At 63.0% G+C, this 12150-nt stretch carries 9 protein-coding genes; 6 read left to right on the top strand and 3 right to left on the bottom strand.

What is annotated here, in order from left to right:
• The first annotated feature begins 134 nt into the window (after positions 1-134).
• Positions 135-1016: a LysR family transcriptional regulator gene (locus J1G35_RS29685; RefSeq protein ID WP_053130307.1), complete on the top strand. Its 882-nt coding sequence runs from the start codon at positions 135-137 to the stop codon at positions 1014-1016.
• Here the strand turns inward: J1G35_RS29685 and J1G35_RS29680 are convergent.
• The gene (locus J1G35_RS29680) at positions 1003-2040 is read right to left on the bottom strand and encodes an AraC family transcriptional regulator (RefSeq protein WP_053130310.1); all 1038 of its coding nucleotides are present in this window, start codon (positions 2038-2040) and stop codon (positions 1003-1005) included. The two genes, J1G35_RS29685 and J1G35_RS29680, sit on opposite strands and share 14 nt — an antisense overlap.
• Position 2041: 1 nt before the next feature.
• On the bottom strand, positions 2042-2956 hold the full coding sequence (locus tag J1G35_RS29675; RefSeq protein WP_223016769.1) for a diguanylate cyclase: 915 nt from the start codon (positions 2954-2956) through the stop codon (positions 2042-2044).
• 381 nt (positions 2957-3337) lie between these two features.
• Here J1G35_RS29675 and J1G35_RS29670 point away from each other — a divergent pair, with 381 nt between their 5' ends.
• Genes J1G35_RS29670 through J1G35_RS29650 form a run of 5 tightly spaced genes read left to right on the top strand, consistent with a single transcriptional unit; the run spans position 3338 to position 9740 of the window.
• Positions 3338-5851 carry a TonB-dependent receptor gene (locus J1G35_RS29670; RefSeq protein ID WP_223016768.1) on the top strand — a complete coding sequence of 838 codons (2514 nt, stop codon included), beginning with the start codon at positions 3338-3340 and terminating at the stop codon, positions 5849-5851.
• Positions 5852-5897: 46 nt separating this feature from the next.
• Entirely contained in the window at positions 5898-7763 is a 1866-nt protein-coding gene (locus J1G35_RS29665) for a phytase (RefSeq protein WP_223016767.1), read from the top strand.
• A gap of 47 nt (positions 7764-7810) precedes the next feature.
• Positions 7811-8503: a protein TolQ gene (gene tolQ, locus J1G35_RS29660; protein ID WP_053130320.1), complete on the top strand. Its 693-nt coding sequence runs from the start codon at positions 7811-7813 to the stop codon at positions 8501-8503.
• Between the two features lie 14 nt (positions 8504-8517).
• On the top strand, positions 8518-8964 hold the full coding sequence (gene tolR / locus J1G35_RS29655; RefSeq protein WP_027607142.1) for a protein TolR: 447 nt from the start codon (positions 8518-8520) through the stop codon (positions 8962-8964).
• Positions 8961-9740 carry an energy transducer TonB gene (locus J1G35_RS29650; protein WP_223016766.1) on the top strand — a complete coding sequence of 260 codons (780 nt, stop codon included), beginning with the start codon at positions 8961-8963 and terminating at the stop codon, positions 9738-9740. Before tolR ends, J1G35_RS29650 begins: the two co-directional genes overlap by 4 nt.
• A gap of 5 nt (positions 9741-9745) precedes the next feature.
• Here the strand turns inward: J1G35_RS29650 and J1G35_RS29645 are convergent, their stop codons facing one another.
• The gene (locus J1G35_RS29645) at positions 9746-11866 is read right to left on the bottom strand and encodes a TonB-dependent receptor (RefSeq protein ID WP_223016765.1); all 2121 of its coding nucleotides are present in this window, start codon (positions 11864-11866) and stop codon (positions 9746-9748) included.
• Between the last annotated feature and the right edge of the window lie 284 nt (positions 11867-12150).

Raw genomic sequence — 12150 nt, 5'->3', positions numbered from 1 at the left:
CCCGATTGCGGTGTGTCAGTCTCAATAGCTTTGACTGATACACCGCTATCGGGGGCAAGCCCCCTCCCACATTTGATTTGTGGTGTTGCGACCATCCAGTTATAAATCAGCCCATCGTCCACCGAGAAGCGACAATGAACCCCTTCGAAGACATGCGCCTGTTCTGCCAGGTCATGGAATCCGGCAGCTTCACCGCCGCCGCCGAACAGCTGGGCTTGTCCAAGCAGTTTGTCAGCCGCCGCCTTATCCAGCTGGAAGACCGCCTCGGCGTGCGCCTGCTCAACCGCTCCACGCGCCGCCTGGATATCACGCCCCTGGGCCAGAGTTACTACGAATCCGCCTTGCGCCTGCTCGGTGAAGTCGAGCAAGTGGAGCAGGGCATCGCCGGCCAGAACAGCGAACCGCGCGGCACCCTGCGCCTCAGCGCGCCGTTGTCGTTTGCCATGGCCCATCTGGGTTGCCTGCTGCCGCTGTTTTTGCAGCGCCATCCGCTGGTCTCGGTGGAGGTCGACCTCAGCGACCGTCCCGTGGACCTGATTGGCGAAGGCTACGACCTGGTGCTGCGGATCGGCACCCTGGAAGACTCCACGCTGATCGCCCGCCGTATCGCCAGCATTCCGCGTGTGTATTGCGCCAGTCCCGACTACCTGGCCCTGCGCGGCACCCCGCAAAAACCCGAGGACCTTGCCGAGCACGACTGCCTGCCCTACGGCCATGGCCGCCAGGTGCAATGGCGCTTCAAGGGCAAGGTGCAGGCGCTGCCGGTCAGCGGCCGCATGCGTGTGAACAACGGTGACCTGTTGCGCGACACCGCCATCGCGGGGCTGGGCGTGACCTACTTGCCGACCTTTATCGTCGGCGACGCCTTGAAGGACGGGCGCCTGGTCACCGTTCTCGATGACTTCGCCCCCGAAGCCCTGACCCTGTCGGCGGTGTACCCCCAGCATCGGCAAAGCTCACGGCCGGTGCAGGCGCTGGTGGAGTTTTTGCGCGAGCGCCTGGCTAGCGGCTGTTGAACAGCTGGCGGATCAGGTTCGGGGTGCTGCCGGTCCAGCGCTTGAACGAACGCCGGAAGTTCGCCGCATCGTTGAAGTTCAGGTACGCCGCCACTTCGTCATTGCTGTAGCCCTTGACCTGGTACAGGTGCAACGCCACCTGTTTGCGCACGCGGTCGACCTGCTGTTGAAAACCGGTGTCGTGCTTGTGCAACTTGCGCTTGAGGGTCGCTGGGCTCATGGCGAAGGCCTGGGCCGCCTGTTCCAGGCTGGGCGGTTGGCGCACCTGGTCGCGCAGGTACTCGTAGAGGCAGTCGAGAAAACTGCTGGCAAAGCCTAATTGTTCGATCTGCTCGCGGGCTTGCCGACGCGCAACCTGGCCGGCCGTGGCCGAGGCGCCAGGCCAGGCGCGGGTGAGGTATTCGCGTGGCAGGCACATCATGTCCAGCGGGCGCTCGAAGCGCGTGCCTTCGCCCAGATGTACCCAGTACTGCTCGATATAGCGCGGTTCGGCATGGCTGAAACTGCACGTCCATGGCAAGCGCTCGCCGCTGAGCCATTGGCTCATGGCAACCAGCGAGGTCATGCTGGCTTCCAGCAGGAAGCGCCAGTGTTCGCCGGCGCCGCAACTGTCCAGCCAGTACAGGTAGGCGTGGTGCTCATCCAGCTCCAGTTGCAGGGTGGCCAATGGGCTGAGCAGCACCTGTTGCTGGATCAGGATTTCCAGCGCCTGGTGCAGGTTCTGCGCATGCCCAAGGGCGTGGCTGGCGGCGCCGTAATAGCCGGGTAGCAGGCGCTGGCCAAACAGGAAGCTGCTGTCGTCGGCGTCCAGTAACTTGCGGCTGTTGCCGATCAAACCGAAAAACTGCTGCGGGCTCAACTGCGCGGTGCCGGCCAGGATGTCCTCGTGAAACAGCCCGGTGCCGCGCAGCAGGCGATGGCTGTCGATGTCGCGGGACAAGGCCAGGTCGATCAGCGTGGCGGGTTGGTAATGCCCTGGGATGAAGCGGCTGTCGGCTTCATACCAGCTGGTTTTCACGGCCATCTCAGGCACTTTTCGCAAGCGGTTGCTTGGCCCTGGCCAATGCCAGGTTCAGGCGCTTGAGCAAGTCCTGGGGCGGTTCTTCAAGGGCCATGACCACGGCGGTGGTCGCCGCCAGTTGCAGGCGTTCGCCCTGTTGACGGGTCTTGTGGGCCAGGCCGCGCACCGCTTGCTGCAACTCCAGCGCCAGCTCCTTGGCCTGGCGCTCGCCGGTATTGGGCAGCAGCACCACAAAACGGTCGCCGGCCAAGCGGCACAGCAGGTCCTGGCGGCGCAGGTTGAGCAGCAGCAAATGGCTGAGGGCCTGCAACACCGCGTCGCCCTCGGCATGCCCGTAGGCCTGGTTGATGGCGGCGAAGTTGTCCAGGTCCAGGGCCAGCAGCGACAGCGCTTGTTGCTGCGCACGGCTGTCTTGCAGGCTGTCGGCCAACTGACGCTTGAGGTAGTCGGCGCCGGCCAGCGGTGTGAGTTTGTCGAACAGTCGATGCTCACGGAACAAGCGCTCGCGCTTTTCCATCTGCGTGCTGATCGCCAGTTGTTCACGGTGCCAGTGGTAGATGCCGATGGTCAGCAGGATCATGCCCACCGGCATCGGCCCGGACTCGAGCCAATGGTCCCAGGTGATGCTGTCGGGCAGGCGGATAAATTCGTCGAGGCTGTCGATCCACCAGGAGAAAAAGATGCACGACAGGCCCAGCGCCAGGTAATTGGTGACGCGCCCGGCGGGGCGGCTTTTGAGCACCAGGCCCAGCCATACCAGGGCGAGCAGGGCGGAGCCGCCTTCGCCGAAAATATCCAGCCACACCCACTCGCTGACGCTTTTCAATTCGCCACAGGCCAGGTGCAGGATCAGCCCGAGGTTGGCGGCGAGCAGCAGCAACGTGAGTTTCCAGCGGTGGGGCTTGAGCACGGAAAACATGGCCGCGGGTCCTTGGGCAAATGAGCGATGGGCGCCAGCACAGCAGATGGATGTGACCGTTGGATGACGGTGGAGGAGGGTCGAATCAGCTCAGCTCAAACACACCGGAGATCAAAAAATGTGGGAGGGGGCTCGCTCCCGATAGCGCTGGATCAGTAGAGAAACAGGTGACTGACCCACCCCTATCGGGAGCAAGCCCCCTCCCACATTCGATCTGCTGAGGTCATTTCAGCTCATTTCAAGCCGGAAACCGGCTAAACCCCCCGGTTTATGGGCCTGCCACAGACCTTCTGTCACAGAACCGTCATCCCCCACCCCTAGCTTGCCCTCCCAGTTGCCGGGCCCCTTGCCTGGCGCCAACGGATTCTTGGGGAGGATTGCATGTACAAGCGCACCGGGCTCGTCAGCTTTACGCTTACCGCCTTGGCCCTGGCGATGGCCAGTGAACGGTTGAGCGCCGCCGACGCGAGCGCCACCGAGCACGTCGAAGTGGTCGGCCAGGCTGCCGCCATCGACCAGGCGCTCAAGGAGCAACGTAGTTCCGACAGCATCAAGAGCGTGGTGCATGCCGATGGCGTGGCCCAGTTGCCGGATGAAAACGTCGCCGAAGCGGTGCAGCGCCTGCCGGGTATCAGTGTCGAGCGCGACCAGGGCGAAGGGCGTTTTGTCAGCGTGCGCGGCCTGGGCCCGGACCTCAACAGCGTGACCATCAACGGCACCCTGGTGCCCGCCCCGGAAAGCGCGCGCCGCGCCGTGGCCCTCGATGTGCTGCCCTCGGAGCTGGTGCAGTCGCTGTCGGTGATCAAGACCCTCACTCCGGACATGGACGCCAACTCCCTCGGTGGCACCGTCGATGTGCAAAGCCTCTCGGCCTTCGACCATAAAGGCCTGTTCTATACCGGCAGCAGCGAAGCCAGCTACGACAAGAACACCCGCCAGACCAGCCCGAAATTCTCCGGCGCCGCCAGTAACCGGTTCAGCCTCGGCGACGGCATCGACAACTTCGGCGTGGCCGCAGCGCTGAGCTGGCAAAAGCGCGACTTCGGCTCGGACAACGTCGAAACCGGTGGCGCCTGGGATTTCACCGACGGCGCGCGGCTCAACGAGTTCGAACAACGCGACTACGACATCAGCCGCGAACGCGCCGGCGGTGGCCTGAACTTCGACTACAAGCCTGATGACCTCAGCAGCTACTACCTGCGCACCCTCTACAGCCGCTACACCGACACCGAAACCCGCAACTCCACCAGCATTGAATTTGCCGACCCCCAGGCCCCGGGCCAACTGGGCGATGCCGAGGGCAAGCGCAAGCTGAAAAACCGTGAGGAAACTCAGGAAATCCAATCCTATGTGTTCGGCGGCGAACGCATGCTCGGCCTGTGGACCTTAAGCGGCCAGGCCGGCTACAGCCAATCCAGCGAAGACAGCCCGGCACACATCGCCGGCGCCACCTTCGACGGCGGCGACTTTGCCAACAGCGGTTTCTACGACAAGGACAAACCCCGCCCGATCATCGGCAGCGGCTTCTACGACGCCCGCAATTTCAGCCTCGACAAGGTCGACTGGGAAAAACAGAACACCAGGGACACCGAGAAAAACCTGCGCCTGGACCTGGCCCGCGACTATGACCTGAGCGGCTATGCGTCCCAGGTCAAGTTCGGTGGCAAGGTCAGCCGCCGCAACAAGGACAACGACCTGGAAGCCTGGGTCTACGAAGACTTCGACACCCTAGGCTTCACCGCCGACCAACTCAACCTCACCCGGTTCCAAAAGGGCAGCGTCGACTATCGCCTGGGCAACTACGGCCCCGGCATCAGCCCCAGTGCCATCAAGCAGCTGATCGGCAGCCTCAACCCGGCGGACTTCTATGACGAGACCGAATCACGGGTCAACGACTTCACCATCCGTGAAGACATCAACGCCGGCTACCTGATGAACACCCTCGATATCGATGACTGGCGCTTTATCGCCGGCCTGCGCTACGAAGGCACCGAGTTCGAAGCCAAGGGCACCGGTGCCACCGATGGCGTGTTCACGCCCACCGAGACCCAGCGCCGCTATCACCATTGGCTGCCGGGCCTGCATGCGCGCTACAAGATCGACAAGAACACCCAGGTGCGTGCGGCCTGGACCAAGTCGGTCGTGCGCCCGACGTTCGGCCAGTTGGCGCCGGGTTTCGTGATCGACGATGACGAAGCCACCTTCGGCAACCCGGACCTCAAGCCCCTGGAGTCGAGCAACCTTGACCTGGGCATCGAACACTTTATGGGCCGTGCCGGCACCGTGTCGGCGTTCGTGTTCTACAAGGACATCAAGAACTTCGTCTACAACACCGACCTCGCCGGCACCGGCGCCTGGACCAACTTCGCCGAGGCCCACACCTACGCCAACGGCGACAGCGCCAAGCTCTACGGCCTGGAACTGGCCTACTCACAGAAGTTCGACTGGCTGCCCGCACCGTGGAACGGTTTGCTGATCGGCGCCAACAGCACCTTCAGCCGCTCCAGCGCCGATATCGAAGGCTTCGACGCCGCCAGCGGCACGAATCGCAAACGCAACATCAGCCTGCCCAACCAGTCGGACACCGTCGGCAACCTGATGCTCGGCTGGGAGGACGACAAGCTCAGCCTGCGCCTGTCGGCCAACTACAAGTCGGCCTATCTGTATGAACTGGCCTCGATCAACGACAAGGCCCACGACCTGCACGTTGACGCGCAGACCTTCGTTGACTTCAGCGCGCGCTACTCGCTGACCAAGAACCTGCAAGTCAGCTTCGAGGCCCAGAACCTCACCGATGAGTCGTACTTCGTCTACACCGGCCACCGCAGCTACAACGGCCAATACGAAGAGTACGGACCCACCTACAAAGTGGGCCTGACCTTCACCCATTTTTGAATTCAACACATTTGATCTCCATTGTTTTTGAAGGATTTGCTTGTTCATGAGAATTTCCAAGCTGTACCTGCTGATTGCCCTGGTCACCAGCGGCCATGCGTTCGCCGCCGACCTGGCGCTGACCCCGTGGGCACCCAGCCTGAAGGCCGAAGCCGTGGCCTTCCTGCCCAATGCCACCGAGCGCGTGGCTGCCAGCACCCGCGACGGCCTGCAACTGCTCGACAGCAAGGGCGCCGAGCTGGCGCGTTTCAAGGGTAACTTCAGCAGCCTCGACACCCGCGCCGCAGGTGCCCAGGTGCTGGTCGCCAGCCTCGACAACGAGCGCCAACAGGCGCTGCTGATCAGCCTGGACAGCGCCAGCAAAAACTGGGGCAAACCGCTGTACCTGCCGACCCGCGACTACCCGGTAAATGGCCTGTGCCTGTACCGCGACGCCGCGGCCAACCTGTTTGTGTTCCTGGTGGGCGAAGAGGGCAAGGGCGAGCAATGGCTGGTGGGCAACGGCTCGACGCTGCTCACCGCCCCCCAGCGTGTACGTGGTTTGCCGCTGCCGCCGTCGGCGCAGTTCTGCCAGGTGGACGACGCCACCCAGCAGTTGCTGGTGAATGAAGAGAATGTCGGCTGGTGGGCCTACCCGGCGCACCCGGAAGCCGAGGTGAAACGCACGCCGGTGGCGCTGTTCGACACTCCCAAGCGCGAAGCCGGGGCCATGGCGCTGGTACCCGGTGGCGTGGTTGCGCTGGACCCGAAGACCGCCCGGTTGCATCTGTTCCAGCACACCGGCGAACGTTGGGTGGAGCAATCGAGCCTGGGCTTGCCGGGTCTGAAAGAACCGGAGCAATTGGCGATCAATGGCCGCCAGTTGCTGGTGCGCGATGATGACAGCGGCACGCTCTACCAAGCCAGGCTCGACTGGCAGGCCACGCCCGTCGCGGCGGTTGTGGTGCTGCCGGAAGTCGCGGCCTTGCGCCAGAGCGACCCGGTCGGCCGCCAGGGCGACGCGGCGGATGACCCGGCGATCTGGATTCACCCCGAAACCCCGGCCAACAGCCGTGTGCTCGGCACCAACAAGAAACAGGGCCTGCTCGCCTACGACCTCGACGGCAAGCTGTTGCAGGAACTGGCGGTGGGCCGCCTGAATAACGTCGATGTACGTCCCAACTTCAAGCTCGGCGCGCAAACTGTCGACCTGGCTGTGGCGAGCAATCGCGATCACAACAGCCTGAGCCTGTTCAGCATCGACCGTCAGAGCGGCGAGCTACGTGAGGCCGGTGAAGTGCCCACGCCGCTCAAGGAAATCTATGGCATCTGCCTGTTCCAGCCCGCCAGCGGCGAGATCTACGCGATTGCCAATGGCAAGGACGGCACCTTCCTGCAATACCGCCTCAGTGCGCCGGACGGCCGTGTGCATGGCGAGCTGGTGCGCCAGTTCAAGGTCGACAGCCAGCCCGAAGGCTGTGTGGCCGACGACCAGCGCCAGCGCCTGTTTATCGGTGAGGAAGACGTCGGCGTGTGGGCCGTGGATGCGCGCGCCGATCAACCGGCGACGCTGACCAGTGTGATCAAGGTCGGCCCGCAGTTGCACGCGGATGTCGAGGGCCTGGCGCTGTACCAGAGCGATAAACATGACTACCTGGTGATCTCCAGCCAAGGCAATGACAGCTACCTGGTGGTGGATGCCGAACCGCCGTTTGCCGTGCACGGCGGCTTCCGCGTCGGCTTGAACGCCGCCGCCGGTATCGATGGTGCGTCGGAAACCGATGGTCTGGAAGTCACCGCCATCAACCTCGGTGGGCCATGGAGCCAAGGCATGCTGGTGGTGCAGGACGGGCGCAAGCGCATGCCCGAGCAAACCCAGAACTTCAAGTTCGTGCCCTGGGCCGAGGTCACCCGTGCATTGAAATTGCCGTGAACCGTCATCAACCGGTCATCACTTTTTAATCGAATGGGAGATTCACTATGCACGCGACGATGGAACATATGACGATCTGGGGTTTGATCAGCGACGCCAGCCTGTTGGTCAAGGCTGTCATGGTCACCTTGCTGTTGGCGTCCTTGCTCAGCTGGTACCTGATTATCCAGCGCGGCAGTGTGCTGCGCCGCCTGGAGCGTCAGTTGAACGCTTTTGTGCAGCGCTTTCGCGCCGCGCCGGATTTACAGGCGCTGTCCCGTGAGATCCAGCAGGCGGGCGAGGGCGGCATTGCGCCGATCTTTATCGCCGGGGTCCAGGAATACCAGCACTTGCACAGCCATGACCCGGCGGTGCTCGAAGGCGTGGAGCGGGCCTTGCAAGTGGCGATCACCGAGCAGGAAATCGAGTTGGAAAAGGGCCTGCAATTTCTCGCGACCGTGGGTTCGGTCAGCCCGTACATCGGCCTGTTCGGCACGGTGTGGGGCATCATGAATTCCTTTATTGGCTTGTCCCAGGTGCAACAGGCGACGTTGTCCACCGTAGCGCCGGGCATCGCCGAAGCCTTGATCGCCACGGCCATCGGCCTGTTTGCAGCCATCCCGGCGGTGATCGCCTATAACCGCTTCGCCGCGCGCGGCCAGACCCTGCTCACCCGCTACTACGCCTTCGGCAACGAGCTGCAAGTGCGCCTGCACCGCACCCTGCGCGGTACGTCGATCAACCTGGCCGTCGCCGCCTGAAAGGAGCAACTCCCATGTTAGTCAGGCCGCAACGCAAGCACGGGCCCAAGGCCGAGATGAACGTGGTGCCGTATATCGACGTGATGCTGGTGCTGCTGGTGATCTTCATGGTCACCGCGCCGATGCTGACCCAGGGCGTGAAGATCGACCTGCCCAAGGTCGCCGCCGAGGCGTTGGCCACCGACACCCGCCAGCAGATCCTCACGCTGTCGGTAAAGGCCGACGGTGGCTACTACTGGAACCTCGGCGGCGAACTCGATACCCAGCACCAGACCGACAGCGCCGTGAGCCTGGATGAAATGGGCGCCAAGGTCATGCAGGTGGTGGCGGCGCGCAGCGACACCCAGGTCTATATCCGCGCCGACGACAACGCCGGTTACGGCCGTGTGGTCGCGGCCATGGCGGTGTTGCAGAAGGGTGGAGTCAGCAACCTGGGGCTGGTGACCGAGGCCCCGCAATGACGGCGATGATCATGCACAGTCCCACCCTGACGATGGCGCCCCGGGAGGCTTCCGGGTTTTGGAGAAACAGCCTCGCCGCCAGCCTGGCGGTGGCGCTGCACGTCGGCGTGCTGGCCGCGTTAATGCTGGGCTGGTCGACGGAGAAGCCCGTGGTGGATGCCCCTCGGGTGATGCACACGCAGTTGGTCATGCTGCCGCCTGCGCCTGCGCCTGCGCCCGAGCCTGAACCGGTGGTGGCTGCTCCCGCACCGCCGGAGCCGCTGGTGGTGCCGGTGCCGGTGCCGGCAAAGCCCACGGTCGACCCGCAGGTCCAGGCGCAAAAACTCGAGAAAGCCGCCTTGGCGCGCAAACGCGTCGAAGACAAGAAAATCGAGCAGCAGCAGGAACGCCTGGCCACCGAACAACGCAACCGCGAGCTGGAACAGCAACGCCTCAATCAGCAACGTCTGGCCGCTGAAAAAGCCCGGGCTGCCACACCCGCGCCAGCCCCGGCACCCGCCTTCGACAGCCGCCAATACCAACCCCTGAGCAAGGAGGCACCGGACTATCCCGAGCGCGCCCTGGACAAGAACATCGAGGGCGACTGCACCTTGGAGTACAGCGTCAACACGCAAGGCCGCGTGGAAAACCCCAAGGTGCTGGACGGCTGCCACCCATTGTTTATCCGGCCTTCACTGGCGGCGGCGAACACCTTTCGCTACCAGCCGAGGATCGTTGATGGCAAGGCCGTGGCCGTGCCGGCAGTGCGCAACACCTTCCACTACCGCATCAAGTAACGCACTCAGAGGTCATAGCGCACCGACAGCAACAGCGTGCGCGGATCGTTGACCGAGTAATAACGGGCGCCGCTGGACGGCACATAGCCCACCGATTGCGGGTAAGCGCGGTCCAGCAGGTTTTTCACCGCCAGGGTGGTGGTCCAGTGGCCGTCGCCGCTGATGTAGCGAGTGTTGGCGTTCCAGAAGGTTTGCTGCGGCACTTCCTGGATGTCGTCGTTCAGCGCGTTGGCGTAGGACTTGGTCTGGAACTGCGCATCCGTGCCCGCCAGCCAGGTTCCCGGCAGGCCTGCGGGAATGGTGTAGTTCAGACCGACACTGGCGTTCCAGCGCGGCGAGAACACCAGTTGCTTGCCATTGGCATCGACCCCGGCACCGCTGGCGTTCTGGAAGTCGTCGTACTGGCTCTCCAGGTAGCCGAGGTTGGCGCTCAGTTGCAGGTCGCGGCTCAGGGCGGTGAGGGTTTCCAGCTCGACGCCGTAGGTGTGGGCCTGGCCGACGTTGGTGCGCAGGCTCACCCCTAGCGCCGGGTCGTAGGCGTTGGTCTGCAGGTCTTTGTAGTCGTTGTAGAACAGCGCGACGTTGGCCCGCAGGCGCTGGTCGAAGAAGTCGCCCTTGAAGCCGGTTTCCCAGGTGGTCACGTCTTCCGGCGAGAACGCCTGCTCGGCGGCGGCGCGGGTCGGCGCACGGTTGTCGTAACCGCCGGCCTTGAACCCCTTGGCGACGTAGGCGTACTGGTTGAGGTGCGGCGTCCAGGCATATTCGAAGCCGATTTTCGGGCTGGTGGACTGCCAGGATTTGCTCGACTCGGCCGCGAAGTTGGTGCCGGTAATCTGCCGGTCGGTATTGATCGCGTAATTGGTGAACTCGAAGTTCTTGTGTTCGCGGGTAAAGCGCAGGCCGGCGATCAGCGACAGCTGCGGGGTGATCTTGTAGGTGCCCTGGCCATACAGCGCGTAGCTTTCGGTGTTGGTGGTGCTGTACTGGCCCTGGCCGATCACCCGGTTGCGTGCGATGGAGTAGGTGAGGTTGTCGCGGTCGGCATCGAAGCGTTCGCGGTACAGGTACAGGCCGGTGCTGAAGCTGAAGTCGTCATAGTCACCGTTGAGCTGGAATTCCTGGGTGGCGTAGTTCTGCTTGTAGAGGATCAGGTTGTTCTGGATCAGCGCGGCCTGCCCTGAGTTGTCGTAGTTCACCGGCTGGTTGAAGGACGACCAGGCAGTGACCGATTTGACATTCAAGTGATCGTCGATCGCATAGATCGCGCGCAATACCGAACTGCCCTGGTCAAGGCGGTTTTTCGGGTCGAGGCTGCTGTAGCTCTTGAACTTGTCGAAACGGCCATTGGCGTCGAACGGCGAGTAGCTGGTGGTGTCGCCACGGTCAAAGGTGCCGGCCAGGGTCAACTGCACATCCCAGGGTGAATCCTCCGGCTTGTAGCGCAGCTTGCCACGGTAGGACTGGATATCGACATTGTTCACATCCTTGCCCCGGGTCGGGTTGGACACCGTGCCGTCGCGGCTCAGGCGGATCGCCGAAAAGCTGCCGAACAACGCGTTGTCCACCAGCGGGCCGCTGATCAGGAAACGGCCGTTCTGCGCGTTGTAATTACCCGCGCCGAGCTCGACGAAACCACGGGTTTCCTGGTTGGGGTCACGGGTGATCACACGGATCGCCCCGGCGCTGCTGTTGCGCCCGTACAGGGTGCCCTGGGGGCCGCGCAGCACTTCGACGCGCTCGACGTCATTGAAGTCGAGCATCGAAGAAATCGCCCGAGGGATGTACAAGTCATCGGCATACACCGCCACGGCGGCTTCCTGGATCGGATCGGTTTCACCGATGCCGCGAATGCCATAGGTCTGGGCGCTGTAGGAGATCGACTGGCGGCTGAGAGTCAGGTTCGGCACCTGGCCCGACAGGTCGCGCACGCTGCGGATCTGCTTGTCGTCGAGGCTCTTCTCGTCGAAGGCGGAAATCGCCAGCGGGGTTTTCTGCAAGTCTTCACTGCGGTGCTCGGCCGTGACATTGACCACCGGCAGCGCGGTGTCATCGGCGTGGGCGTACGCGCCGAACAGGGCGAGGGAGACAGCAAGGGTGAGGCGATTGGGCGCGGCGATGTGGCTCATGGTAGGTCCCTGAGAAAGTGGTGGTTCAGGCAAGGCCTCCACCTGGTCAGGGGTCGGTGCTGGACATAACAATATGGATAGGAAAGGCGTTCGTAAAAGTCCGTTTTGTTATATGTTAATTATTAAAAATATGCAGTTAATATATGTTTATGATGCGTATATCTGATGATGTTTTTCGCCTGGTCGTATAACCAAATGTGGGAGGGGCGGTGCGACGATTCGACTTGCTCCCGATGGCGGCCTTCGGGCCGACCATGTCGTTGGATTTGACCGAGTACATATCC

Origin of the sequence: Pseudomonas sp. SH10-3B (assembly GCF_019891415.1) — a bacterium.
Taxonomy (GTDB): domain Bacteria; phylum Pseudomonadota; class Gammaproteobacteria; order Pseudomonadales; family Pseudomonadaceae; genus Aquipseudomonas.
The sequence above is the reverse complement of the archived record's forward strand: the minus strand, read 5'-3'. Positions and strand labels throughout refer to the sequence as shown.

Bases quoted from the DNA above. Each gene is read 5' to 3' on its own strand.
- J1G35_RS29685 (WP_053130307.1), top strand. From the start codon at position 135: ATGAACCCCTTCGAAGACATGCGCCTGTTCTGCCAGGTCATGGAATCC.
- J1G35_RS29680 (WP_053130310.1), bottom strand. From the start codon at position 2,040: ATGGCCGTGAAAACCAGCTGGTATGAAGCCGACAGCCGCTTCATCCCA.
- J1G35_RS29675 (WP_223016769.1), bottom strand. From the start codon at position 2,956: ATGTTTTCCGTGCTCAAGCCCCACCGCTGGAAACTCACGTTGCTGCTG.
- J1G35_RS29670 (WP_223016768.1), top strand. From the start codon at position 3,338: ATGTACAAGCGCACCGGGCTCGTCAGCTTTACGCTTACCGCCTTGGCC.
- J1G35_RS29665 (WP_223016767.1), top strand. From the start codon at position 5,898: ATGAGAATTTCCAAGCTGTACCTGCTGATTGCCCTGGTCACCAGCGGC.
- tolQ (WP_053130320.1), top strand. From the start codon at position 7,811: ATGCACGCGACGATGGAACATATGACGATCTGGGGTTTGATCAGCGAC.
- tolR (WP_027607142.1), top strand. From the start codon at position 8,518: ATGTTAGTCAGGCCGCAACGCAAGCACGGGCCCAAGGCCGAGATGAAC.
- J1G35_RS29650 (WP_223016766.1), top strand. From the start codon at position 8,961: ATGACGGCGATGATCATGCACAGTCCCACCCTGACGATGGCGCCCCGG.
- J1G35_RS29645 (WP_223016765.1), bottom strand. From the start codon at position 11,866: ATGAGCCACATCGCCGCGCCCAATCGCCTCACCCTTGCTGTCTCCCTC.